Here is a 24,819-nt window from a genome sequence, read left to right on the forward strand (position 1 = left end):
GCCGCGCCCCGGGACGCGCGTGTGGACCCACGCTCCCGACATCGAACCGACCGTCGAGCGTGGTTCGACGTCGGGATCGTGGTTCGACGGCATCACGACGCTGCGGCCGTCACGACGCTGACGCCTTCGCCAACGCCAGGTTCAGCTCGAGCACGTTCACCACGGGCTCCCCCAGGAACCCGAGCTGGGGCGACTCGGTGTGCTGCTCGACGAGCCTCCGCACCGCCGACTCCGACAGGCCCCGGGCCGCGGCCACCCGCTTCACCTGCTGCAGCGCGGACATCGGGCTCACGTCCGGGTCGAGACCGGAGCCCGACGCCGTCACCGCGTCCGCCGGAACGTCGGCAGGGTCGACCCCGTCGGCCTTCGCCACCGCGGCCTTCCGCTGCTCGATCGCCTTGGTCAGGTCGGGGTTCGACGGCCCGAGGTTCGAGCCGGACGAGGCGTTCGCGTCGTAGCCCTTCTCGCCGGCGGCGGACGGGCGCGACTGGAACCACCGGTCGGCGCTCTTGCCGTCGAAGGACTGGCCGATGAGCGACGATCCGACGACCTTGCCGGACGCGTCGGTGATCGTCGAGCCGTTGGCCTGCGCGGGGAAGGCGACCTGCCCGACACCCCAGACGGCGAGCGGGTACGCGATCCCGAGCACGACGGTGGACAGCAGGGTGAGGCGCACGGCCACACCGGTGGAACGGAAGAACGAGCGAGTTGTCATGAGGAGAATCCCGGGATGAGACCGACCACCAGGTCGATGAGCTTGATGCCGATGAAGGGGACGACGACGCCACCGAGCCCGTAGACGAGCAGGTTGCGGCCGAGGACGGACGACGCGGACGCCGCCCGGTACCGCACTCCGCGCAGGGAGAGCGGGATGAGCGCCACGATGACGAGCGCGTTGAAGATGACCGCCGACAGGATCGCCGACGACGGGCTGTGCAGGCCCATCACGTTCAGGGCCGCGAGCCCGGGGAACGCGATCTGGAACATCGCCGGGATGATCGCGAAGTACTTGGCGATGTCGTTCGCGATCGAGAAGGTGGTGAGCGCACCACGCGTGATGAGCAGCTGCTTGCCGATCCGGACGATGTCGATGAGCTTCGTCGGGTCGGAGTCCAGGTCGACCATGTTGCCGGCCTCCTTCGCCGCGGTCGTCCCGGTGTTCATCGCCACGCCGACGTCCGCCTGCGCCAGGGCCGGCGCGTCGTTCGTGCCGTCGCCGGTCATCGCGACGAGGTTGCCGCCCTCCTGCTCCTTGCGGATCAGGGCGAGCTTGTCCTCCGGGGTGGCCTCGGCGAGGAAGTCGTCGACGCCGGCCTCACGGGCGATCGCCGCCGCGGTGCGGGGGTTGTCGCCGGTGATCATCACCGTGCGGATCCCCATCTCGCGGAGCTCGGCGAAGCGCTCGGCCATCCCCGCCTTGACGACGTCTTTGAGGTGCACGACGCCGAGCAGCGCGACCCGGCCGGACGGGTCCCGACGGGCGACGACCAGCGGCGTCCCGCCGGAGTCGGAGACCTCGGCGACCGTGGCGTCGATGGCGGCGACCAAACCCGCATCGGAGGTGTCGGCCCAGTTCAGCACTGCAGCAGCGGCTCCCTTGCGGATCTGCGACCCGTCGGGCAGGTCGAGACCGGACATCCGGGTTTGCGCCGTGAACGGCACCTCGACCGCACCCGCGGGCGCGCCCTCAGCAGCACCGGCAGCCGCGGCGAGCTCGACGATGGAGCGCCCTTCCGGGGTCGTGTCCGCCGCGCTCGACAGCGCGGCCGCCCGCATCAGCTCGGCCTCGGTCACCCCGGGCACCGGCACCACCCGGGACGCACGCCGGTTGCCGTACGTGATCGTGCCGGTCTTGTCGAGCAGGAGGGTGGTGATGTCACCGGCCGCCTCGACCGCGCGTCCGGACATCGCCAGGACGTTGTGCTGCACGAGCCGGTCCATCCCCGCGATGCCGATGGCCGACAGCAGCGCACCGATCGTGGTCGGGATCAGGCAGACGAGCAGGGCGATGAGCACCGGCACGCTGACCGTCGCGCCGACCATCCCGGCGAGGGGCTGCATGGTCAGGCAGACGATCACGAAGACGATCGACAGCGACGCGAGCAGGATGTTCAGCGCGATCTCGTTCGGCGTCTTCTGGCGAGCAGCGCCTTCGACGAGCCGGATCATCCGGTCGATGAAGGTCTCGCCCGGGGTCGAGGTGATGCGCACCACGATCCGGTCGGACAGCACGCGGGTCCCGCCGGTCACCGCACTCCGGTCACCACCCGATTCGCGGATGACGGGCGCGGATTCACCGGTCACGGCGGATTCGTCGACCGAGGCGATGCCGTCGATCACGTCACCGTCGCCCGGCACGACCTCGCCGGCCACCACCAGCACCACGTCGCCCTTCGCGAGGTCGACGGACGCGATGTCCTCGACGGACGCGGCGAGCGCCGCCGGGTCGGCGGCGTCGTACCCGACGACCCGGCGGGCGCTCGTGGTCGACCGGGTCTTCCGCAGGGTGTCGGCCTGCGCCTTGCCGCGGCCCTCGGCGACCGACTCCGCGAGGTTCGCGAAGACGACCGTCAGCCACAGCCAGACCGCGATCGCGGCCGTGAAGACGGACGGCTCGACGACGGCGGTGACCGTCGTCAGCGCGGCGCCGACCTCGACGATGAACATCACGGGGTTCCGCCACATCAGTCGCGGATCGAGCTTCCGGAACGCGCCCGGGAGGCCCGCCACCAGTTGGCGGGCTCCGAAGGCGGTGGAGCGGGTGGCCGGCCGGGAGGCTGGGCCCCGCCCGCCGGTACCGGATCGACGCGCCAGCGGCGAGCCGGCCGTGTCGGGTGGGAGGGTCGCCTCGGTCTCGGAGGACACGGTGGTCATGGGTTCGGCTTTCATCGGTTCGCTGCGCACCGGTTCGGCGCTCATCGGTTGAAGGCTTCGGCGAGGGGGCCGAGGGCGAGCACCGGGAAGTACGTGAGCGCGGTGACGACGATGGCGACGCCGCCGAGCAGGACCACGAACAGGGGCCGGTGGGTGGGGAGGGTGCCGGCGGTCTCCGGCACGCGGTCCTGCGCGGCGAACGACCCGGCGAGCGCCAGGACGAAGACCATCGGCACGAAGCGGCCGAGCAGCATCACGACGCCGAGCGCGGAGTTCATCCAGGTCGTGTTCGCGGTGAGGCCGCCGAACGCGGAGCCGTTGTTGTTCGCTCCCGAGGTGAACGCGTAGAGCATCTCGGAGAACCCGTGGTTGCCGGGGTTCGACACCGACGTGCCGAGGACCTGCTCGCGGACGCCCGGGATCACCAGCGACAGGCCGGTGCCGAGCAGCACGAGGGTCGGGGTGACGAGGACGTACAGCGCCGCCGCGGTCATCTCGCGCGCTCGGATCTTCTTGCCGAGGTACTCCGGTGTCCGTCCGACGAGCAGACCACCGATGAACACCGCGATGACGGCGAGCACGAGGATGCCGTACAGGCCCGATCCGACGCCGCCCGGCGCGATCTCGCCGAGCATCATGTTGACGAGCGCCATCATGCCGCCGATCGGCGTGAAGCTGTCGAACATGCCGTTCACCGCTCCGGTGGAGGTGGCGGTCGACGCGGTCCCGAACAGGGTCGTCCCGAGGATGCCGAACCGGGCCTCCTTCCCCTCCATCGCGGCACCGGCCGCGTGGGTGGCGGCGCCACCGGCGCCGAGCTCCGCGATCGACATGATGGACAGCGACACCAGGAAGATGCCGGCCATCACGGCGAGGATCGCGTACCCCTGGCGGTCGTCCCCGACCATGCGGCCGAAGGTCCGCGGGAGCGAGAACGGGATCACGAGCATGAGGAACACCTCGACGAGGTTCGTCCACGCCTGCGGGTTCTCGAACGGGTGCGCCGAGTTGGCGTTGAAGGAGCCGCCGCCGTTCGTGCCGAGTTCCTTGATGGCCTCCTGCGACGCCACGAACCCGTCGGGGATGTGCTGGGTGCCTCCGGCGAGGGTGGTCACGTCCATCCCGGAGCCCCACGACTGGATGACCCCGCCGGCGACGAGCACGATCGCGAAGACGAACGCGCCGGGCAGGAGCAGCCGGCCGGTCCCGCGGACGATGTCCACCCAGACGTTGCCGAGCGTCCCGGAGCGGCGCCGGGCGAACCCGCGGACAAGGGCGACCGCGACCGCGAGTCCGACCGCCGCGGACAGGAAGTTCTGCACCGCGAGGCCCGCCATCTGCACCGCGGTGCCCATGGTCGCCTCGGGCGAGTACGACTGCCAGTTCGTGTTCGACACGAAGGACGCCGCGGTGTCGAACGCGAGCGACGGTCCGACCGCGGGCAACCCGAGGTCTCCGGGCAGCACGACCTGGATCCGCTGGAGCAGGTAGACGAGCAGCACGCCGACGACGCTGACGAGCAGCACGCCCCGCAGGTAGGCGGGCCACGACTGCTCGGCGTCGGGGTCGACACCGATCACCCGGTACACGCCGCGCTCGATGCGGCCGTGCGTGGTGCCCGAGTACACCCGGGCCATCCAGTCGCCGAGCGGGCGGTACGCGACGACGAGCAGGAGGACGAGGGTCGCGACCTGGACGATGCCCGCCCAGAGGTCCGCGGTGCCCATCAGAACCGCTCCGGGCGGACGAGCGCCCAGACGAGGTACACGACTGCTGCGGTACCGAGGACGGCCGCTGCGATGGTGATGCCGATCACAGCCGCTCCACCCCCTTGGCGATGAGTGCCACCACACCGAAGACGGCGAGGACACCAGCGACGACGAAGACGTCGAACACGAGGGACTCCATGGGTTCTGCGGATCCGCACCGGGTGGTGTGGACGGCACCACGTGTGGTGCCGAACCGATGGTGCGGCCGCAGCCGTGCCTCCAGGCCGTGTCCTGACGGTTCCCTAACGCTCGCCCTGCGGACGCATGCGCGCCCCTAACGCGCCGGGCGCCCCCGGCGCTGCCCCGGGGCGATCACGCGGTCCGCGGAGCCCCGCTCGCGGTCAACGCGGCCAGCAGGGCCGTGCCGTCCGGGGACCCGAGGCCCGTGCAGGCGTCCCATCCCGGCGCCGCGTCGTAGGCCCCGTTCGAGCCCGAGGTCACGTCGTGGAAGGTGTGCGCCGCGGCGTAGAGGGCCGGCTGCGCGAGTCCGAGTGGACGGCCGGTGGACTGCACGATCCGCGCGATCAGCGCTGCCCACAGCGGGGCCACCGCGCTCGTCCCGCCGATCACGGTCCGGGTGCCGTCGACCACCACCTGGTACCCGGTCTGCGGGTCGGCGTCCGCTGCGACGTCCGGCACGCCCCGGCCGCCCGTGGCTCCCGTGCCCGTTCCGGTCGGTACCGCGACACCCTGCTGCCACGACGGCCGCGGGAACGTGTCGCTCACGCCTCCGCCCGTCGCTCCCCCGCTCGCTCCGTCGTCCCACACGGTCTCGGACCGGATCGTCGCGCCCGACGCCTCGAGCCGCGTCCCACCGCAGGCGAGCACGTGCGGGCTGGCGGCCGGGAAGTCGACGTGCGGTCGCCCGTCGGTCGCTCCGTCCGAGCTCCCGCCGTCCCCGGCCGCCGCCGTCACCGTGACGCCGAGCGTGACGGCGTCGACGACCGCGTCGTCCAGTGCGGTCCGGGCCTGCGCGGTCCAGGCGTCCTCGCTCTGCCCCCAGCTGATGCTCATCGACGTCGGGGTCGGCGTCGCGTGCGCCGCACGGGCGACGGCGTCGACGAACCCGGCGTCCGTGTTGGGCGCGAAGTAGACGACGATCGACGCCGCCGGGGCCAGGGCGCCGACCACCTCGATGTCGAGCATGACCTCGCCGTCCGCGCCCTGGGGGTCACCGCCCGGGACGTTCTCCGCCCCGTCCACGCCCACCGCGGTCACCGACGGCGAGCCGACGCCGAGCGTGGAGAAGTAGGTGTCCAGGTCGGCCTGTTCGTACCCGCCGCCGAGCTCGATGATCGCCACCGTCTGCCCGGAGCCGTCGGTCCCCGCGGGGAACGCGTACGCCTCACCGAGCTGGATCGGGGTGTAGCTCGTGCTCACCGCGGCTTCCGGCACGGAGCGGAACTGGGTGCGGGCCTGGGGACGGTCGTCGAGACCGAGGACGGCGACGACCACGCCGTCGAGGTCGGCGGGCACGCTCAGCCCGCCGGAACGGTGCCGGTGCTGTGCGGTACCGCCCGTCGGCGCGTCACTCGTGACGGACTCCAACTCGGTCCCGAAGGCGCGACTCATCTGCGCCGCCGTGCCCTCCACCCGGACGTGCCGCGTGGCGGCGTCGGCCTCGAGGACGGTCAGGCCGAGGCCCTCCAGGGTCGTGCGGACCAGTGCGAGGTCCGCGTCCGTCGCGCCGTGCTCACGGGCGAAGGTCTCCGGGTCCATCGGCGCACCACCGTCCCGCGATCCGACCGGCTGGGCGCGCCGGACCACCACGGTCACGGGGATCACGGTGTCGGCGGGGAGCGGCGTCGCGTCCCGCGCTCCCGGGGCCGGCAGACGCTCACTCCCGGCGAGGGGGACGAGTCGTGGGTCGTTCGAGGTGTCCGTCATGGGACCGGTGTACTCCGCCCCACCGACGGCAGCGCCCCCGGGTCGCCCCCTGTGGACAGACGGGGATCGCGATCACGTGGCCGCTGTCAACCGGTCGGCGAGGGCCCCGACCGCATCACGGAGCGGTGCCGGTCCTTCGACCTCGAAGTCCACCGTGAGACCGGCGATCCGACCCGCGAGTCCGTCCCACGACCACGACCCGATCGTCAACCGTCGGCGGCCGGTGTCCCCGTCCTCGAGCTCGGCGTCGTCGGGCAGGTACGGGGTCACGACGTGGGCGTCCGCGACTGAGAGCAGCACCGAACCGGTGCACGGCCAGACGTCATCCCGGTCCGAACCCTTGAACCGCGCGGCCACGAAGGCAGCGGCATCGTCTCCCGGGATGGCCCGCGGCGCGAACCGGAGCCTGGTGCGTCCGCTGGGCGCGATCCGGTCGACCCGGTAGGTCCGCCAGTCGGCGCGGTCGAGGTCCCAGGCCAGCAGGTACCAGCGGCCGTTCCGGGCGACCACGGCGTGTGGCTCGACCCGGCGCGCGGGTGCCGCCACGTCCGAGCCGGAGGGGAAGTGGAAGCGGAACACCTCGCCGAGGTGCACCGCCTCGCTGACCGCCACCAGGACCTCCGGATCGACGCGGACCGGGCCGACCGGCGCGATCGCGTCGATTGCGTCGACCCGGTGCCGGAGGCGCGCCGGCATCACCTGCCGCACGGTGGCCAAGGCGCGCGCTGCCGACTCGGCGATGTCCGCTCCCGACGCGGGTGCGACCGCGAGGGCGAGGGCGATCGCGACCGCTTGGTCGTCGTCGAACAGCAACGGCGGCAGATCGGAGCCGGCCTCGAGTCGGTACCCGCCGGCCGGACCCCGGAGCGATCCGACGCGGTAGCCGAGCTGCCGGAGCCGGTCGACATCGCGGCGGACGGTTCGCGGGCTGACCTCGAGCCGTCCGGCGAGCTCATCGCCCGGCCAGTCACGGTGCACCTGCAGCAGCGACAGCAGCGCGAGCATCCGCGAGGAGGGTCCGGCCATGTCGTTCAGTCTGCCTCGAGAAGCGGACACGATCTGACCGGATCCGTCGACACACTCGTCCCATGAGCATCCAGACGACCACACACCTCAACTTCGACGGACAGGCCCGGGCGGCCCTCGACTTCTACGCAGCGGCCTTCGGCGGTGCCGTGTCCGCGACGACCTACGGCCAGATGGGCGCCTCCGACGACCCGGCCTGGTCCGACCGCATCGTGTTCGGCCAGGTGTCCACCGCGGACGGCTTCCGCGTGATGGCGTTCGATGTGTGGCCCGGCCAGCCGTACGAGCAGGGCACCGATGCGTTCTACGTCTTCGTGCACGGGGACGATTCCGTCGAGATCACCCGGTACTGGGATGGACTGTCGGACGGTGCCGAGGTCCGGCAGCCCCTCGCCCCGTCGGCGTGGGCACCGCTCGCCGGACAGCTCCGCGACCGCTTCGGCGTGGTCTGGGTGCTCGACGTCGCACCTGCTGAGGACGCGGCACCTGCCGGAAACGCGGCACCGGCCGAGTAGGAGTCCTCAGCGCGGACGTGGGTCGGAGTCGAGCATCGCCATCCGCACGGCGTCGACCCACTCCCCGTCCCACCGCAGGGCATCACGTGCCCGACCCTCGACGACGAAGCCGATCTTCGCGTAGGAGCGCTGCGCGGCCGGGTTGAACGCGTACACCTCGAGCGAGATCCGGTGCAGCCCCACCACGTCGAACCCCCAGTCGACGACGGCTCGACCGGCCTCGGTGCCGTACCCGCGACCCCGGAGCGACGGACCCGCGAGGGCGATGCGGTAGTTCATCGCGAGGTCGTCCTCTTCGAGCTCGTTGAGGACGACCTCGCCCAGGTACGCGCCGCTCCGGTCGGTGATCGCGAAGTCGGCGCGGTCCCCTGCGCCGGGGAGCCGCTCCAGGTGCGCTCGGACGCGCTCACGGGTGAAGGTCCCGCGCGTCCCGGTCAGGCGCATCGCGTCGAGGTCGTCGAGTGCGGCGAAGGACGCATCCAAGTGCTCCGGCCCGAGCTGCACGAGGGTCAGGCGCTCGGTCGTCAGGGTCGGCTGTGCGGCAAGGCGCTCTGCGATCACGCTCACGGGGCTCCGAGCCTAGGAACAGGCGTCCAGGTGCTCACCGTCACCGCAGCGGTGACCGCCGCGGGCTCGAACACCGCGTCGGCCGCGACGTGGTGGTGGCTCGGTCCCATGTGCACGACGTCGTGGACGTCCTCCGCGGACAGGTCCATCGTCCAGGTCAGGTCGTCGGACGACCGCAACGCGAACGACGGCGTGAGCGAATCGTGCAACCGCCGCTCCTTCTCCGGGTCGACCGTGATCGTCGCCGCCGCCAGCTCCGCGAGGTGCCCGGGTCGCGGTGTCACCACGACCAGGACGCCGTCGGGGTGCAGGACCCGTGCGTACTCGCGCTGGTTGCGCGGCGCGAAGACGTCGAGCACGACGGCTGCGGCGCCGTCGACGACCGGGAGGCGCTCGGTCACGTCCCCGACGACGGCCCCCGCCCGCTCGTGGGCGCGAGCCGCCCGCCGGATCGCGACGGCCGACAAGTCCAACGCGACCCCGAGCCTCCCGTCCGCCGCGCGCAGCGCATGCGCCAGGTACGTGCCGGGGCCGGAACCGACGTCGAGGACGACCCCGGGTGCCTCCGCGTCGGCGACGATCGCGGCGAGCGCCCGCTCGACGGGCGCGTAGTGGCCGCGTCCGAGGAACCGGAGTCGCGCGTCGACCATCTCCGGGGTGTCGGCGGTGAGCGTACGACGCTTGGCGGGCAGGAGGGTGAGGTGCCCCTGCCGGGCTTCGTCGTACCGGTGTCCGTGCGCGCATCCGGCTTGGCCGGCCGCGACCCGGGCGAGCGGCTCGCCGCACACGGGACAGGCGAGCACCGGGAGCAGGTCGTCACGCACCCGACCAGCGTACGGGCGTCGGTAGCCTGACCGGATGGCACCCACCTCCCTGGAGCACCTGTTCGGCTCGGACGGCCGCGTGGCCCTGGTCACCGGGGGCAGTTCGGGCATCGGCCGTGCCATCGCCCTCGCGCTCGCGAGTGCGGGGGCGCACGTCCTCGTCGCGGCCCGGACCCCCGCGACGATCGACGACACGGTCGCCGCGATCCGGGCGCTGGGCGGTTCAGCGGCGGGGATCATCGCCGACCTGTCCACCCGTGCCGGGGCACATGCCCTGGCGGAGGCCGCGGGCGACGTCGACGTCCTGGTGAACAGCGCGGGCGTGAACCTCAGGCCGCCGATGGCCGAGCTGGACGAGGCCACCTGGGACGCCACGATGGCAGTGAACCTCGACGCACCGTTCGTGCTCGGGCAGCGGCTCGTTCCCGGGATGGCGGCGCGGGGGTTCGGCCGCGTGATCTCGGTCAGCTCGCAGCAGGCCCATCGCCCGTTCGCCGCGAGCGGCGCCTACGGGGTCTCCAAGGCGGGTCTGGAGGCACTGGCCCGGTCCCAGGCGGAGGCCTGGTCAGACCAGGGCGTCACCTCGAACGTCCTCGTTCCCGGCTTCGTCCCCACGCCGTTGAACGAGCGGCTTCGCTCGGACCCGGCGGCGGTCTCCGCGCTCGCGGCGCGGACGCTCGTCGGCCGGAACGGCCTGCCCAACGACTTCGCCGCCGTCGCGGTGTTCCTCGCCGGCCCCGGGTCCGGGTACGTCACCGGGCAGTCCATCGCCATCGACGGCGGCTTCTCGGTGCACTGAGTCCCGCAGGGCCTCCGACAACCGGTGGGCGAACCGCTCGACCGCCGCGGCCTCGTCGTCCGTCAGGCCGTCGATGACCTCGATGACCGGGCCGTGGATGTGCCCGTACGCCCGGGCCAGTTCCACCATCGCGCTCTCGGTGGGCTGCACGACGATCCCCCGGCGGTCCTTCGGGTTGGGCTGTCGTTCGGCGCGGCCGTCGCGGACGAGCCGGTCCACGAGCTTCGTGATCGCCGCGGTCGTCAGGCGCAGCAACCCGGCGAGCTGGGTGGGGTTGAGGGAACGGCCCTCCCCCCGTGCGTTCGCGAGCTGCTGCAGTGCGAGCGCATCGCTCGACCGCAGCTGCAGGGCCTGGAGTGCCTGCTCGTCGGCTTCGTGCACGGCGTCGCTGAGTTCCTGGAGGCCCTCGAGGGCAGCCGCACCCGCTTCCGTACGCGGGCGGCGGGCGAACAGCCGCGGCCCTCGGGTCGTCTGCTCACCGTGTGCCATGCGGGCCTCCTCCAAGAGACCGTCATGATGGCACCTCGCGCTGGGAGGACTAACTGAGAAAGTAATCAACCGAGTGAGACAACCGTCTCCTGCAGCGAGCGCCACAACGTGTGGCGTTCAGAGAAGGAGCAACCATGTCGAACACGGCACACACCCCGGCGCGGTCGAACTCCGTCGCCCGCCGCACCTGGGACGAGACCAAGTCCGCCCTGAAGACCACGGAGTTCTACGCCTGGATCGTCGTCTCCATCGCGATCCTGATCGCCTCGGCGGTCGTGGACGGCCACAACGGCCACGGCGGCTTCGGTGCCGACCACGCCTGGCAGTACGTCGCCTTCGTGACGGTCGCCTACATCCTGAGCCGTGGCATCGCCAAGGCCGGCGTCCGCAAGCCGGACACCGAGACCGACGAGCGCGACGTCAACGGCCGCTAGTCCTCCGTCGACCACTCCCGTCCGGACCCGACCGGGCGGGAGCGCCTGCGGGCACAGCCGCGAACCCCGGTGTGGCACCCGGCGACGGGCCGCTCCGATCCATCCGGAGCGGCCCGTCGGCATGTCCGCCCCGCGTCACGGGTACGGACAGTGCCTGCTTGTCCGTACCCCGAACTGGCAGGATCGTCGGTGTGAAGACACTGGAGTTGCCACAGACCGACCTCACCGCGTCCGACGTCGTCCTCGGACTCATGCGGATCAACGACATGAGCGACGAGGACATCCGTTCGCTCTACGCCGCGTCGCGTGACGCCGGCGTCACCATGTTCGACCACGCGGCCATCTACGGCGGCTGGCACGGGTGCGAGGAGCGCTTCGGCGCCGCCGTCACCCTGTCGGCAGCCGAGCGCGCCGAGATCGTCCTGCAGACGAAGGTCGGGATCCGTTCCGGGTTCTTCGACTTCTCGTACGAGCACATCCTCGAGTCCGTGCACGAGTCGCTCGAGGCCCTGCGCACGGACTACATCGACGTCCTCCTGCTGCACCGCCCCGACGCCCTGGTCGAGCCCGAGGAGGTCGCGAAGGCCTTCGACGAACTGCACGCCGCCGGCAAGGTGCACCACTTCGGTGTCTCGAACCACACGCCGGGTCAGGTCGAGCTGCTCAAGAAGCACGTCCGGCAGCCCCTCGCGTTCAACCAGGTGCAGCTGAGCATCACCCACGCGAACGTCATCGCGCAGGGCGTCGCCGCGAACATGGGCGGCCTGGAGCAGTCCGTCGACCGCGACAACGACATCCTCAACTACTCCCGCCTGAACGACATCACGCTGCAGGCGTGGTCGCCGTTCCAGAAGGGCTTCTTCGACGGCGTCTTCCTCGGTGACCGCGAGCAGTACGCGGAGCTGAACGACGTCCTCGACGAGGTGGCCGCCGCGCACGGGGTCACCCCGACCGGCATCGCCGTCGCCTGGATCACCCGCCACCCGGCGCACTTCCAGGTCGTCCTCGGCACGACGAACCCGCAGCGCGTCCGCGACTCCGCCGCAGGTTCCGACGTCCGGCTCTCGCGCGAGGAGTGGTACCGGATCTTCACGGCAGCAGGGCACACCGTCCCGTGATCGGGCTGCGGTCGGCGCGGGTCGAGGCCCGCGCCGACCGGCCGGCTCGGAACCGCGTCGGCTAGGGTCCTCTCGTGGCGCAACGACTGACCCATGCCGACATCGTCGCTGAACCCGCCCGTCGGGTGCGTTTCGGGTACAACCCGGCCCTCGATGGTCTCCGAGCGATCGCCGTGTTCGGCGTGGTCGGCGGCCACGCACACTTCGGCGGGCGGGTGGCCGGGTACCACGGCGTCACGGTCTTCTTCGTGATCAGCGGCTACCTGATCACGAGCCTGCTCACCGCCGAGCACGCCGAACGTGGGCGGATCGCGCTGGGGCGGTTCTACGGCCGCCGGTTCGCGCGGCTCGCCCCCGCCCTGATCCTGGTCGTGCTGGTGACCACCGTCTGGCTGCTGCTCACACGGGTGCCGTTCTCGACGTGGTGGGGTGGGCTGGTCGGCTCCCTGACGTACACGACGAACCTGTTCCAGTACTTCACCGGCAACGGCAACGTCAGCTTCTACTTCCAGTACACCTGGTCGCTGGGGCTCGAGGAGCAGTTCTACCTGGTGTGGCCGCTCCTGCTCGTGCTCCTGCTCCGCTTCCGCTCCTCGAACGTGACGCTCGTGGTGCTCGGGATCGCGTACGTCGGGTTCTGGGTGCTCCGGTACCTGCAGGACCAGTCCGGCCCGACGCACGAAGCGCAGTTCTACGGTCCGATCTCGCACGCCGACGCGCTCGTCCTCGGTTCGGCGCTCGCGATCGTGCTGGAGCGCTGGTCGGGTACCCGGTGGCTCGAGCGCGTTGTGTCGATCGCGGGTCCGCTCGGCCTCGTGCTGCTCGGGTGGGTGGCCGTCGTACCGAACGGCCTCCCGGGTCTCCGGAACCTGGACTCCGCCGGCTTCGGGCAGACCGCGCTGTTCTCGGCGGGGATCGTCGCCTGGCTCGCGCTCGAGCGGGACGGGTTCCTCGCGAAGTTCCTGTCGCTCCGGCCGCTGGTGTTCCTCGGCAAGCTCTCCTACGGCATCTACCTCTGGAACCTGCTCGGTGTGTTCGTGTTCGTCCGCGTCGCCGGCCACTGGCCCGGGTGGTCGAAGTACCTGCTCATCTGGCTCGCCGGCCTGATCCTCGTGTCGTGGCTGTCGTACCGGTTCGTGGAGACCCCGCTCCGGCTGCGGTTCGCGCCGCCGCACGCGCACTCGGTGATCGGCCCGCGCCGGTCGTCCTGGCGTCGCGCCGGAGCCGACGCCCGCTGAGTCGTCAGCGCTCGCTCAGTCGCGGGACGGGACGCTCGGCACGCTCACGTCGACCGGCGACACCCTCGCCGGGTCCGCCGATGCCCCGGCCACCACGTCGAAGGTGATGCCGAGGTCCGCCGGGTCCTCGTCGAGCAGGAGGCCGTCCTGGGTCAGCTGGTCCTCGGGGATCGCGCGACCGCCGGAGGGATCGAACGAGTTCGCAATCGACATGTGACCGAGCATGCCCGCGCCACCCGGGGAACCACCTTGAACGCCCTGTGGAAGCGGGGAACGGTCAGAGGTCGTCCGGGTGCAGCCGGTCCCCGGGGTGCGGACGACGGAACACCGGTCCGCCACCGGCTTCGTCCTCGTCCTCGTGGTGGACCGGCGAGACACTCGGGTCGTCGGCGTCCGGTCCGACGTCCGCGCCACGGTCCTGCTCGATCTGGAGTTCGTCCTCGTCCGACCCGTCCACCGGGATGGAACGGCCCTGCTGCTCGGGATCGAACGGTGCGCTCATCGACATGGGCCGAGCATGCTCCGCCCGGGTGAACAGCGGGTCAACGCTGTCCGTCGGCCGCGACGAGCTCGAGCTGGGTCAGCGGGAGGTCGGACGCCGCCGTGAACACGAACACCGGACCGCTGGCCATCAGGCGGAACACCCGGGTCTGGCACGCCCAGTCGAACACGGCGTCCTCCACTCCCACCGTCGTGCCCCCGCGTGACACCTGCCACGCGTACGTCCCCGCTGCGGCCGCCGTCACCGTGTACAACGAGGACGCCACCGCGGGGACGTCGAACGACACCGCCGTCCCGGCCGACAGCGTCGTGACGGTCCGGCCGGTGTCGTCCGTCAGCGGTGACGCCCCGACCGGCAGGAGGTCCACGGGCGGGTCGACGTACCCGTGCACCTCCGACGCCGAGACCGGTCGGGTGTCCGCCGCCCACCCGCACGGCGTCTCGGAGAGCTCGACCACGATCCGTGACGCACGGACCACCACCGCGTGCGGGATCGAGATCGACGTCCAGGGCTTCCCGTCGACGGTGACCGATGCGATGTACGCACCCGTCGAACCGGGGGCGGTCTCGATGACGGTCTCCGTGCCTCCCTGCGGGCGCAGCACCGTCCGCCGGACCGACGGCGGCACGAAGACGTACGCCGCGGTCGACGGTGCCAACGGGTACAGGCCGATCGTCGCGAAGACGTACCAGGCGCTCATCTCGCCGTTGTCCTCGTCACCGGGGTAGCCCTGCCCGAGGTCGGAGCCGACGAACAGGCGCTCCAGGCACTCGCGGACGATCCGGTGGGCGTCGTCGTGCCGCCCCGTGAACATCGGGAAGAACGGGATGTGGTGCGCCGGCTGGTTCGACATGCCGAGCATGCCCATCCGCACGTCGCGAGCCTCGGTCATCTCGTGGATCGGGAACCCGTACGAGCCGGAGCGAGCGGTCGCGCCGGTCTCCTGAGCGGCGAAGAAGGCGTCGATCGCCGCGTCGAACCGTGCGGGCCCGCCGTGCAGGTCGACGACACCGGCGCCGTCGTGGGGTGCCGTGAAGGCCGTGCCCCAGGCGTTCGTCTCGGTGTAGTCGTCGCCCCAGTCGCGCGGGTCGAACTCGGATCCGGCCCGCCACGAACCGTCCGGGTCGCGGCCGATGAAGAACCCGCGCTCGGAGTCGAAGACGTGCCGGTACTGCAGGGACCGGCGTGCGAACCACTCGGCCTCGGTCTCGTACCGCCCCAGGTCCGCCGCGTCCTGCGCGCGGCTGGCGAGCAGCCCCGCCATCACCGCCAGCCCCCAGTCGTTGATCGCGGCGTCGAGGGTCCAGCTCATGCCCTCGTGGGTCGCGGTGTCGACGTGGCCGCGGAAGGCGCCCGGGAGGCTCCCCTTCCGCCCGACACGCTCGTCACGGGGCGGGACGGTCGCGTTGCGCACCGCGCTCCGGTACGCCGCCGCCAGGTCGAAGCCGGGGACGCCCTTCGCCGCGAGGTCCGCGAACACGGTGTCGCTCGTGGTCCCGGTCATGCAGTCCTCGGCACCGGGGGCACTCCACCGGGGCGTCCACCCACCGTCGTGGTGGTGCTCGACGAAGCCCTGCGCCAGGTCGCCCGCCGTGCCCGGCGTCAGGAGCCCGAGGAGCGGCCACGCGGTCCGGTAGGTGTCCCAGAACCCGTTCGTCGTCGTGAACGGTCCGTCCACGACCTCGGGGCCGGGTTCGTCGCGGATCGGCTCCGCGAGCACCGCGCCGTACGGCGACCGGTGGTGCGGCGAGCCGGTCAGGGCGGTCTCACCGGCCCGGTTCGGGTAGAGGAACAGCCGGTACAGGCCGGAGTACAGGCTCGTGCGCTGGTCGTCCGTCGCGCCCTCGACCGACAGCGTCGCGAGCTGCTCGGTCCAGCGCTCCTCGGCTCGGGCCCGCATCACGTCGAAGGACCCCTCGGCGTCGAGGTTCGCCCGGGCGTCCTCGATCGACACGGTCGAGATGCCGAGCAGGACGTCGGTGTCCCCGTCGACGGTGACCCACCCGCGCAGCGTGTCCGCCCCGACGGTCGTGTGGTCCTCGAGCGCACCGGCGACCCGGACGTGCACGTGGTGCGGCGGTGTGCCCGGTCGGTCGTCCAGCAGGCACTCCACCACCGCGGTGCCGTCGGTGATCGTCACCGCGACGTCGGACACGCGGCCGTGGTGGTCGAGCACGATGCTCCGCGTGCCCGTGAACCGGAAGCCGAGGGCGAACTCCCCCGCGGTCATCTCGGCGGTGACGCCGTGGTCGAGCGTCACCCGGTACCGGTGCGGGCCGTCGTGCTCGTCGTCGTGGTCGAACCCGAGCGCCCGTGCCGCCCGGTCCGGGTCGGGCGTGTCCGACGGCGAGGGCATGACCTGGAAGACACCCCGGTCGCCCATCCACGGGGACGGGAGGTGGCTGGTCGCGAAGGCCTGCAGGGCGGGACGGTCGTCGAACGCGCGGTCGTGCTCCTGGTACGCGTACGGCCACCGGTTGCTCGACGCGTCCGTCATCGGCAGGCCGAAGACGCCGCCGTGCGGCACGCCCACGAGCGGGGCGGTGTTGCCGCGGGAGAACCGGGACGACGCCTGGGTGCCGCGGGTCGTGCGGACGTGGTCGAGCGGCGTGGACGGCGTCGCGCGGGCGGGCCCGATCCGGACGGCGTCGAGCCAGCCGCGGAGTGCGGGGGCGCCACCCGGGCCGGACGCGGGCGGCGTGGCGGAGCCGAGCCGTGCCTCCAGGCGGTCGACGACCAGCCCGACGACCGACGCGAGGTCCACCGACCGACGGTTCCACTGGTCCACCCACTGCTTGCGGGCTGATGCCTGGCCCTCCGGGGTGAGCGGGTCGCCGTACTGGTCCCGCGCCCGCTCGCTCAGCCGCGAGCCGTCACCGAAGACGACGTCGAGGCTGCAGGCGGTCGCGTCCCAGAAGTGCGCGAGGTCCTGTTCGGTCGGCTCGTCCGACCCCTCGGGCAGCGTGCGTTCCGGGAACCAGACCCACGAGAGTTCCTCGCCCGGGCCGATCGTCCGCCCGGCGAAGCCCGGGACCACCGCAACCGTGGTCGGTTCCCCCGACGCCCGTTCGACCAGGTAGCCCTCCGGGGACCCGAACCCGACACCGTTCCGCGCCGCGACGGCCGTCGTCGGCCCACCGCTCCGTTGCAGTTCTCGCACCCCGTCAGCCTATTTGCTCCATCGTCTGGAGGAAGACCGTGGCGTGCCCTACTTGTTGTGCCCGGGAGCCTTGCCGGACTTGCCCGGACCGGTGTTCGCGGAGGTGCCGGACAGCGGGTCCTGCACGGGGTTCGTCACGGGTGTCGACGGCTCCGGCCCGACGGTCGGATCCTGGGCGGGCTGCGTCGGCTGCTGCGTCGGGGCGGGCGCGGGCTGGCTCGGCTGCTGGGCCGGCTCGCTCGGCTGTTGCGCGGGCTGGCTCGGCTGCTCCTGCGCGGGCTCGCTCGGCTGCTGCGCCGGCTGGCTGGGCTGCTGTTGTTCCGTCGAAGGGGAGCTGGAGTCGGTCGGTGCGGGGGCGTGGTCGCCGTTCAGGGCGAACAGCGCGACGCCGATCCCGACGAGGACGAGCACACCGACGATGATCGCGGCGACGAGGGGTCCGCGGCGGCGCCGGTCGTCCCGGGCGGCCTCGGCGGCAGCGGTCCCCGGGCGTGGGCCGACCGGGGGAACGGGCGCGCGGCTGGCCGCGGTCGCGGCACCGGACGGAGCACCCGCGCCGTGCTGCGCGCCGAAGGCGGTGGTCGCGACGTCGTCCGGGGAGGCTCCACCCGGCGTCCCGAGCACACGGGTCGCGTCGTCGACGCCACCGGTGGGCATCGCCTGGGTCGCGCCCATCGCTTCGGTCGCGCCCATGGCCTGGGTGGCGCCCATCGCCTGCGTCGCTCCGGCTGCGCCGACTGCGGCGCCGGCAGCAGCAGCGCCCGCCGCGGCGGCCGGGGTGACCGTTCCGGGTCCGGCGGGCAGCAGCCGGGTGGCCGTCGCGTCGTCGTCCCGGCCCAGGGCGCGCAGACGCTCGGCTGCTTCGGCGGCGGTCGGCCGGTCGTCCGGGTCCTGCAGGGTCATCACGTGGAGCAGCGTGCGCCAGGCCGTCGGCAGGTGCTGGTCGATCTCCGGACCACGGGTGAGTCGTGCCGTCGCGGACTCCACCGCGGAGCCCGGGAAGGGTGCCCGACCCGTCAGGCACTCGAGCAGCATCAGTCCGAGGGAGTACACGTCGGCCTTGCCGGAGATCGGACGGGCCAGGACCTGTTCCGGGGCGATGTAGGCCGCGGTGCCCATCACGGTGCCGGTGCCGGTGACGCGGGCGGAGTCCCGGAGCAGCGCGATCCCGAAGTCCGCCAGCTTGACGTGCGTGCCGTCGCTCTCGAGCAAGACGTTCGCGGGCTTCACGTCGCGGTGCACGACGCCCTGCGAGTGTGCGACGGCCAACCCCTCGGCGACCTGCTGCCCCACGCGGGCGGTGGTCGCGGGGTCGAGCGGACCCTCGCGCAACCGGGTGGCGAGGTCACTGCCCGGGACGAGTTCCATCACCAGGTACGCGTCGCCGTCGTCGTCGAGGGAGGCGTCGTACAGGGTGACGAGCGTCGGGCTGCGGAGCGCCGCGAGCACCTGGATCTCGGCCTCGGCACGGGCCCGCTCGCCGTGGTCGACGGCGCCGATGCGGAAGACCTTCAGCGCCACCTCGCGCCCGAGGAGCTGGTCGACCGCGCGGTACACGGACGCCATGCCACCGTGCCCGAGGGTCCCCGTGACGCGGTACCGACCTCCGTAGACACTTTCTTCCATGTCCGGCAACCTATCGGTCTCCGCTGACCGGCCGCGGCAGGGCCGGGGCTGCCGGTGACCCGTGGGCATGGTGGGTGATCGCCGTCAGGTAGAGCCGGTGCGCCGTGATGACCAGGGACAGCCAGGCGAGGCCGAGCGCCAACGCCGCCAGGACGTCGGTGAGCCAGTGGTGCCCGAGGAACACCCGCGAGAAGCCGACCGACAGCACGAACAACGTGCCGACGACGATCGTCCACACCCGGGTCACGACGCGGGTCTGGCGCAGGATGAGGAGGTACACGATCGTGCCGACGATGACGGTCGCGTTGAGGGTGTGACCGGACGGGAAGGACGGCGAGTGCTCGTACGGGGGCACCGCGTCGTGGAGCGGCGGTCGGGCCCGGCCGATCAGGTCCTTGCCCGCGATGGTCATGAAGAGCGAGCCGGCACTCGCGGACACCAGGAGCACGAAGGGCGTCCAGCGGCGCCGCTGGATCGTGAACCCGACGAGGAACCCGAGTGCGACGATCGGCATGCCGATCGTCCCCGCGACGTCGGTCCACCAGGTGACGAGCTGGTCCGCCACGGGCGACCGGATGCTCATCATCCAGTCGAGCACCGGCCGGTCGAGCACTGCGACGTCGTCGGACTCGCGCACGGCGTCGTAGACCGCGGACGCCGCCCAGGTGGCGAGCATGGCGATCCCGATGCCCACGAGCAGGGTCAGGATCAGCAGCGGGAGTGCCCCGTACCGCTTGCCGAGCCGCACCCAGGCGGAGGCGACGGAGCGTCCGACCCCGGTGCGCCAGTGCGCGAGGTCGACGTCGCCGACGTGGCGGTCGACGTCCTCGGTAGGTGCGGGGGCGCCGCGGCGGGGAGTGTCCATCCGACCAGCTTGCCCGGGAGCGCCTGACGGCACCCCCGGTCCGTCCACCGTGCGCTTTGCTGCCCCGGGCGTCCGCCCCGTGGTCCGCGCAGACGCCGCCGTCTCGCGGGAACGCCGCCGTCTCGCGGGAACGCCGCCGTCTCACACAGACGCCGCCGTTGGCGCGAGACACCGGTCCGACGTCGAGACGCCGCCACTTCCCGCGGCGTCTCGGCCACTCCGCGGCGTCTCGCGGGCACACCCCCGTCTCGCACAGACGCCGCCGTCTCACGCAGACGCCGCCGTCTCGCGCAGACGCCGCCGTCTCGCGGGAACACCCCGTCTCGCCGGCTCAGTCCTTCGCTGCCCCGTAGTCGTCGACGACCACCACCGAGAGCGGGAACGTGATCGGGAAGTCCCGGAACAGCAACCGCCCCGCGTCGACCGCCGCAGCCCGGACCTGCTCGGCCACCCAGTCCGCGAGCCCCGCGGGCGTGTGCACCACGAGCTCGTCGTGCACGAAGAACACCAGGTGCGGCCCCGCGGTGACGGCTCCCGGTGTCCGGGCGGCGAGCCGGGCACGCAACGACCCCATCCACGCCAGCGCCCACTCGGCCGCGGTCCCCTGCACGACGAAGTTCCGCGTGAACCGACCCCAGCTCCGGGCCCGCGACTCGACGGACCGCTGCATCGCCGCCGTGCCCTCGACCGAGTAGGCCTGGTTCCGGGCCTCGAACCACGCCGCATCCGGCACGGGCGACGTCCGTCCGAGCAGCGTCGTCACGGGCTCCCCGCGCTCCCCCGACCGTGCGGCGCGCTCCACGAGTCCGAGTGCGAGCGGGAACGCCCTCGCCAGCCGTGGGACGAGCCGACCGCCCTCACCCTGGGTGGCGCCGTACATCGCGCCGAGCATCGCACCCTTGGCCTGCTGCCGCGTCTCCACCGCGCCCGACGCCACCACGCCGTCGTACAGGTCCCGCCCGTCGCCGGCCGCCGCCATCGCCCGGTCCCCCGACATCGCAGCCAGGACCCTCGGTTCGAGCTGCGCGGCATCCGCGACGACGAACTTCCACCCGTCGTCGGCGACCACCGCACCACGGATGCCCTTCGGCAGTTGCATCGCTCCCCCACCGTCGGCCGCCCAGCGCCCGGTGATGACCCCGCCGACCAGGTACTTCGGGTGGAAGCGGCCGTCCTGCACCCACTCGTCGAGCCAGTTCCACCCGTTCGCCGTCAGCAGGCGGAACAGCCGCTTGTACTCGAGCAGCGGTTCGATGACCGGGTGCTCGATCTCCTGCAGCTCCCACTTCCGCGTGCTCGTGACCATCAGGCCGGCCCGCCGCAGCGCGCGGAGCACGTCGCTCGGCGAGTCCGGGTTGAGCGCCGGGTCGTCGAGCCGGTCGCGGATGACCGTCGCGATCTCCTCGAGTCGCCTCGGACGCACGCCGTACGGCACCCGGGGACCGAGGGACTCCTCGAGCAACCGCTCGTGCACCGCTGCGCTCCAGGGCAGTCCGGCGTGGAACATCTCGGCGGCGACCAGGGCACCGGCGGACTCGGCCGAGAGCAGGAGCCGGAGCGCGCTGGACGCGCTCGAACCGGCGACGGTGGCCAGTTGCGCGCGGAGCTCGGCGACCGGGTCGACGTCGTCGTCCGGCAGCGTGGCTGCGAAGAGCGCGTCGTCGAAGAGCTGGGCCTGCGTCGAGCGGGTGACCCGCGCCTCCGCGGCCGGTCGGTCCCACGCGTCCGGCGGCGCCGTCTGCAGTGCGGAACCACGCGCCGCCAGCGCCGACCGCAGGATGCGGCGGCACAGCCGCAGGTCGACGCAGCGGGTGACCCGTCCGCCCGCGGCCAGGACCGGTGGGTACCACCTGCTGGTGTCGTCCCACACCCAGCGCACGTCCGGTCCGCCCCGGTCGGCGACGAAGGCCGGGAGGCGCTGGTCGCCCACCCGGGTCGGCTCGCCGTCGGCGGTCCCCGCGTCGGTCAGGGGCGTCGCGAGGACGCCGCCGTCGGCGCGGCTGAGGACGAGGTGCACCCGACGATCATGCCGTGCTCCGCCGTCATCGGGTCACAGTCGTCCGGGTCTCAGCCGTCCGGGTCTCAGCCGTCCGGGTCTCAGTCCTCCGGGTCTCAGTCCTCCGGGTCCCCGGGGCGCACCGCCGCCGTGTCGGCCACGTCGATGCGGACGTTGCCGTTCGGTTCGGTCGACACCTCGACGCGCGGATCCGCGTCGTGCGCGTCGGAACCGGACATCCGTCGGAGCGTGTCCTGCCGACGCTCCTCGAAGGTCATGTCCACACCGTCGTCCAGGTGGTCGCGATCGGGCTTCGTCATGGCGACGACGGTACCGCGGGCCGGGCGGCGTGGGGTCAGCAGAGCGGGACGTTCACCGCGAGGCCGCCCATCGCGGTCTCCTTGTACTTCGTGGACATGTCGGCGCCGGTCTGCCGCATCGTCTCGACGACCTGGTCGAGCGAGACGTGGTGCACACCGTCCCCGCGCAGCGCCATCCGTGCCGCGTTGATCGCCTTGTTCGCCGCGATCGCGTTCCGCTCGATGCACGGGATCTGCACGAGGCCACCGATCGGGTCGCACGTGAGCCCCAGGTTGTGCTCCATCGCGATCTCGGCCGCGTTCTCGACCTGCTCGGGCGTCCCGCCGAGCACCTCGGCGAGCCCGGCCGCCGCCATCGAGGCAGCGGACCCGACCTCGCCCTGGCAGCCGACCTCGGCGCCGGAGATCGACGCCCGCTCCTTGTAGATCGAGCCGACCGCGCCGGCGGTGAGCAGGAACCGCACGACCGCGTCGTCGCGGTGTTCCGCGGTGACGGTCGGCACGTACGTGAGTGCGTAGAACAGGACGGCGGGGATGATCCCGGCGGCGCCGTTCGTCGGGGCGGTGACGACGCGGCCGCCGGTGGCGTTCTCCTCGTTGACGGCCATCGCGGTGAGGTTCACCCACTCCATCGCGAACAGCGGGTCGTGGTGCGGGTCGTCAGCGGTGAGCTGCTGGTACCAGTCGGCGGCACGGCGACGGACCGCGAGGCCCCCGGGGAGGGTGCCGGTGCGCTCGATGCTCCGGCGCACGCAGGACTCCATCACGGCGTGGATGCCGAGCAGGCCCGCGCGGACCTCGTCGACCGTGCGGGTCGCGGTCTCGTTGGCGAGTGCGACACCGCTCACGGGCAGGCCCGTCGCCGCACAGGTGGCGAGGAGTTCGGCGCCGCTGGAGAACGGGTACGGCACCGAATCGACCACCGGGATCGCAGCGACGGCGACGGCGGCGGCACCGGTCGTCGCGGCACCGGTCGTCCCGGCTCCGGTCCTTGCGCTGGGCGGGACGGCAGCGGACGCGATCCCCGCGGTGTCGCCCTCGCTCGTGATGAAGCCGCCACCGATCGAGTAGTACGTCTCCTCGGCGATCGTCGTGCCCTGCGGGTCCTCAGCCCGGAGGCGCATGGCGTTCGGGTGCCGCGGCAGGATCGTCAGCGGGTGCAGCACGATGTCGGCGAGACGGAAGGGCACCGTGGCGCCCCCGTGCAGCGGCAGGGTCCCGGTCTCGTCCACGGCCGTCAGTTCCACGGCGAGCGCGTCGGGGTCGACGGTCTCGGGATGGGCGCCCATCAGCCCGGCGACGACCGCACCGAGCGTGCCGTGTCCCTGCCCGGTGGCGGCGAGGGAGCCGTACAGGTGGACGTCGATGCGGGCGACCGGCGCCCCGACGAGGGCCTCGGCGAAGGCCGCACCCGCCCGCATGGGGCCGACGGTGTGCGAGCTCGACGGGCCGACGCCGATGCTGAAGAGATCGAAGACGGAGACCGGCACGCCGCCACACTAGCCCGTCCGGACGGACGGGGGGTCAGTGCGCGTCGGGCCCGTCGGGGCCGTCGTCAGCGGCGGGGCGATCGCTCGTCGGGCATCAGGAACCAGAGCACGACGTAGGCGATCCAGAGCGGTCCGGGGAAGAAGCTCAGGATGACCCACGCCACGCGGACGAGCGAACGGGACCAGCCGAAGCGGTCGGCGATGCCGGCGCAGACGCCGGCGAGCACGCGGCCGGTGCGGGGACGGATGAGTGTGTTCATGCCTCCACGGTACGGACGCGACGTGGGCGCCACCAGGGCGTTCGCACCCGGTCCCGTGGTGGGGTCATCCCCACCCCGACCGGCGGAGCGGACGTCAGGGGACCAGGACGATCTTGCCGCGCGTGTGCCGCTGCTCGAGCTCCTCGTACGCGTCCTGCACCCGCTCGAGCGGGTACGTGGCCGCGATCGGCACCTCGATGGAGCCGTCCGCGACCTGTGCGGCGAGCGCCCCGAGGATCTCGGGGTCGGCCGTGTCCGCGCTGCCGGATGCCTTCGCGCCGATCTCCTGCGCGACCTCGAACGCGATCACGGTCTCGATGCGGTCCACCGGGATGCCGAGTTCGACGGCGAGGTGCACGTACTCGGGGCCGAACGTGTCGATGAACGCGTCGATGCCGTTCGTCGCGAGCTCCTGGATCCGCTCGCGCAGCCCGTCGCCGTACGCCACCGGACGAGCTCCCTTGGACCGGAGCCACTCGTGGTTCGACTCCGAGGCGATCGCGATGACGTCGATGCCCTCGTTCGTCAGCAGCTGCGTCACGAAGCCGCCCACTCCCCCGGCAGCTGCGGAGACGACGACCCTCTCGCCCGGTCGCGGGTCGACGGCACGCACGGCGGCGGCAGCGGTGGTGGCGATGACGTCCAGGGCACCGGCGACGGTCCAGTCGAGCAGGCGCGGCTTCTGCACGACCTGCTCGGACGGCACGACGACGTACTCGGCCTGGCTCGACCTGGTCCACGACCAGCCGAGGACCTCCTCGCGCTCGTCGATGCCGTCCACACCCTCGCCGACCGCGACGACGATGCCGGCGAAGTCGGTCCCCTGGCCGGACGGGAGCTTCTCCGGGTCGTTCCCGTCGAACAGGCCCTGCCGGATCGCGGACTCCCCCGGGTTGATGCCGGCGGCACGGACGCGCACGAGCACCTGCCCGGGTCCGACGGACGGCACGGGGACCTCGTCGACGCGGAGGACCGAGCGGTCTCCCCACTCGTGGAAGCGGACGGCTCGCATGGTCTCGGGGATCGCACTCACGGCATCGACGGTACGCCACCGGCCGCA

23 protein-coding genes and 1 pseudogene are annotated in these 24,819 nt (G+C 72.4%); 5 read left to right on the plus strand and 19 right to left on the minus strand.

All coding sequences use genetic code 11. From position 1 onward, the window contains the following. Nucleotides 1-109: 109 nt before the first annotated feature. The 6 genes from kdpC to J7E22_RS05785 form a co-directional block, all read right to left on the minus strand. Complete coding sequence (kdpC, locus tag J7E22_RS05760; RefSeq protein WP_214979777.1) at nucleotides 110-715, minus strand: potassium-transporting ATPase subunit KdpC; 606 nt, start codon at nucleotides 713-715, stop codon at nucleotides 110-112. Then, nucleotides 712-2,874, minus strand: coding sequence for a potassium-transporting ATPase subunit KdpB (gene kdpB / locus J7E22_RS05765; protein WP_251008743.1), 2,163 nt, complete (start codon nucleotides 2,872-2,874; stop codon nucleotides 712-714). The genes kdpC and kdpB overlap by 4 nt, the downstream gene beginning before the upstream one ends. A 41-nt stretch (nucleotides 2,875-2,915) precedes the next feature. Beyond that, nucleotides 2,916-4,601, minus strand: coding sequence for a potassium-transporting ATPase subunit KdpA (gene kdpA / locus J7E22_RS05770; RefSeq protein WP_214979779.1), 1,686 nt, complete (start codon nucleotides 4,599-4,601; stop codon nucleotides 2,916-2,918). Further along, complete coding sequence (locus tag J7E22_RS18125) at nucleotides 4,601-4,690, minus strand: potassium-transporting ATPase subunit F (RefSeq protein ID WP_110892859.1); 90 nt, start codon at nucleotides 4,688-4,690, stop codon at nucleotides 4,601-4,603. The genes kdpA and J7E22_RS18125 overlap by 1 nt, the downstream gene beginning before the upstream one ends. A 265-nt stretch (nucleotides 4,691-4,955) precedes the next feature. Next, nucleotides 4,956-6,530, minus strand: a complete 1,575-nt coding sequence (locus tag J7E22_RS05780; protein WP_214979781.1) for a protease pro-enzyme activation domain-containing protein — start codon at nucleotides 6,528-6,530, stop codon at nucleotides 4,956-4,958. A 72-nt stretch (nucleotides 6,531-6,602) separates the two neighbouring features. Further along, nucleotides 6,603-7,556, minus strand: a complete 954-nt coding sequence (locus J7E22_RS05785; protein ID WP_214979783.1) for a YafY family protein — start codon at nucleotides 7,554-7,556, stop codon at nucleotides 6,603-6,605. 62 nt (nucleotides 7,557-7,618) lie between these two features. On the opposite strand from J7E22_RS05785, the gene J7E22_RS05790 reads away from it, so the two are divergent. Beyond that, nucleotides 7,619-8,071, plus strand: coding sequence for a VOC family protein (locus J7E22_RS05790; RefSeq protein ID WP_214979785.1), 453 nt, complete (start codon nucleotides 7,619-7,621; stop codon nucleotides 8,069-8,071). A gap of 6 nt (nucleotides 8,072-8,077) precedes the next feature. On the opposite strand, the gene J7E22_RS05795 is transcribed toward J7E22_RS05790, so the two are convergent. Together J7E22_RS05795 and J7E22_RS05800 are read right to left on the minus strand one after the other, a co-directional pair. Further along, the gene (locus tag J7E22_RS05795) at nucleotides 8,078-8,638 is read right to left on the minus strand and encodes a GNAT family N-acetyltransferase (RefSeq protein WP_214979786.1); all 561 of its coding nucleotides are present in this window, start codon (nucleotides 8,636-8,638) and stop codon (nucleotides 8,078-8,080) included. Further along, a complete protein-coding gene (locus J7E22_RS05800; RefSeq protein WP_214979788.1) occupies nucleotides 8,635-9,462 on the minus strand; it encodes a putative RNA methyltransferase in 828 nt (275 codons plus the stop codon). Before J7E22_RS05800 ends, J7E22_RS05795 begins: the two co-directional genes overlap by 4 nt. Before the next feature lie 34 nt (nucleotides 9,463-9,496). On the opposite strand from J7E22_RS05800, the gene J7E22_RS05805 reads away from it, so the two are divergent. Next, the gene (locus J7E22_RS05805; protein ID WP_214979790.1) at nucleotides 9,497-10,261 is read left to right on the plus strand and encodes an SDR family NAD(P)-dependent oxidoreductase; all 765 of its coding nucleotides are present in this window, start codon (nucleotides 9,497-9,499) and stop codon (nucleotides 10,259-10,261) included. Between the two features lie 216 nt (nucleotides 10,262-10,477). Here the strand turns inward: J7E22_RS05805 and J7E22_RS18395 are convergent. Next, nucleotides 10,478-10,750, minus strand: a pseudogene (locus J7E22_RS18395) (hypothetical protein); the annotation flags it as partial. A gap of 134 nt (nucleotides 10,751-10,884) precedes the next feature. Between J7E22_RS18395 and J7E22_RS05815 the strand changes: the two are divergent. The 3 genes from J7E22_RS05815 to J7E22_RS05825 all read left to right on the plus strand — a co-directional run bounded on the left by J7E22_RS05815 (nucleotide 10,885) and on the right by J7E22_RS05825 (nucleotide 13,540). Beyond that, nucleotides 10,885-11,184 carry a hypothetical protein gene (locus J7E22_RS05815; RefSeq protein WP_214979791.1) on the plus strand — a complete coding sequence of 100 codons (300 nt, stop codon included), beginning with the start codon at nucleotides 10,885-10,887 and terminating at the stop codon, nucleotides 11,182-11,184. Nucleotides 11,185-11,375: 191 nt separating this feature from the next. Further along, nucleotides 11,376-12,302, plus strand: coding sequence for an aldo/keto reductase family oxidoreductase (locus J7E22_RS05820; protein ID WP_214979793.1), 927 nt, complete (start codon nucleotides 11,376-11,378; stop codon nucleotides 12,300-12,302). Nucleotides 12,303-12,376: 74 nt separating this feature from the next. Beyond that, nucleotides 12,377-13,540, plus strand: coding sequence for an acyltransferase (locus J7E22_RS05825; RefSeq protein ID WP_214979795.1), 1,164 nt, complete (start codon nucleotides 12,377-12,379; stop codon nucleotides 13,538-13,540). 15 nt (nucleotides 13,541-13,555) lie between these two features. On the opposite strand, the gene J7E22_RS05830 is transcribed toward J7E22_RS05825, so the two are convergent. The 10 genes from J7E22_RS05830 to J7E22_RS05875 all read right to left on the minus strand — a co-directional run bounded on the left by J7E22_RS05830 (nucleotide 13,556) and on the right by J7E22_RS05875 (nucleotide 24,792). Further along, nucleotides 13,556-13,753, minus strand: a complete 198-nt coding sequence (locus tag J7E22_RS05830; RefSeq protein ID WP_214979796.1) for a hypothetical protein — start codon at nucleotides 13,751-13,753, stop codon at nucleotides 13,556-13,558. Between the two features lie 64 nt (nucleotides 13,754-13,817). Further along, nucleotides 13,818-14,048 carry a hypothetical protein gene (locus J7E22_RS05835; RefSeq protein ID WP_214979797.1) on the minus strand — a complete coding sequence of 77 codons (231 nt, stop codon included), beginning with the start codon at nucleotides 14,046-14,048 and terminating at the stop codon, nucleotides 13,818-13,820. Nucleotides 14,049-14,082: 34 nt separating this feature from the next. Further along, nucleotides 14,083-17,202 carry a GH92 family glycosyl hydrolase gene (locus J7E22_RS05840; protein ID WP_308159162.1) on the minus strand — a complete coding sequence of 1,040 codons (3,120 nt, stop codon included), beginning with the start codon at nucleotides 17,200-17,202 and terminating at the stop codon, nucleotides 14,083-14,085. Nucleotides 17,203-17,250: 48 nt separating this feature from the next. Further along, nucleotides 17,251-18,828: a serine/threonine-protein kinase gene (locus J7E22_RS05845; RefSeq protein ID WP_214979798.1), complete on the minus strand. Its 1,578-nt coding sequence runs from the start codon at nucleotides 18,826-18,828 to the stop codon at nucleotides 17,251-17,253. A gap of 10 nt (nucleotides 18,829-18,838) precedes the next feature. Next, entirely contained in the window at nucleotides 18,839-19,693 is an 855-nt protein-coding gene (locus J7E22_RS05850) for a phosphatase PAP2 family protein (RefSeq protein ID WP_214979799.1), read from the minus strand. A gap of 331 nt (nucleotides 19,694-20,024) precedes the next feature. Next, nucleotides 20,025-21,710: a bifunctional 3'-5' exonuclease/DNA polymerase gene (locus J7E22_RS05855; protein ID WP_214979800.1), complete on the minus strand. Its 1,686-nt coding sequence runs from the start codon at nucleotides 21,708-21,710 to the stop codon at nucleotides 20,025-20,027. A 95-nt stretch (nucleotides 21,711-21,805) separates the two neighbouring features. After that, on the minus strand, nucleotides 21,806-22,009 hold the full coding sequence (locus J7E22_RS05860; RefSeq protein ID WP_214979801.1) for a hypothetical protein: 204 nt from the start codon (nucleotides 22,007-22,009) through the stop codon (nucleotides 21,806-21,808). A 35-nt stretch (nucleotides 22,010-22,044) separates the two neighbouring features. Then, entirely contained in the window at nucleotides 22,045-23,499 is a 1,455-nt protein-coding gene (locus tag J7E22_RS05865) for an L-serine ammonia-lyase (protein ID WP_214979802.1), read from the minus strand. 65 nt (nucleotides 23,500-23,564) lie between these two features. Continuing rightward, entirely contained in the window at nucleotides 23,565-23,759 is a 195-nt protein-coding gene (locus J7E22_RS05870) for a PspC domain-containing protein (RefSeq protein WP_214979804.1), read from the minus strand. A 94-nt stretch (nucleotides 23,760-23,853) separates the two neighbouring features. Further along, entirely contained in the window at nucleotides 23,854-24,792 is a 939-nt protein-coding gene (locus J7E22_RS05875; protein ID WP_308159163.1) for an NADP-dependent oxidoreductase, read from the minus strand. Nucleotides 24,793-24,819: the final 27 nt, after the last annotated feature.

The sequence above is a fragment of the Curtobacterium sp. ISL-83 genome (assembly GCF_018613895.1).
In the GTDB taxonomy this organism is placed as follows: Bacteria; Actinomycetota; Actinomycetes; order Actinomycetales; family Microbacteriaceae; genus Curtobacterium.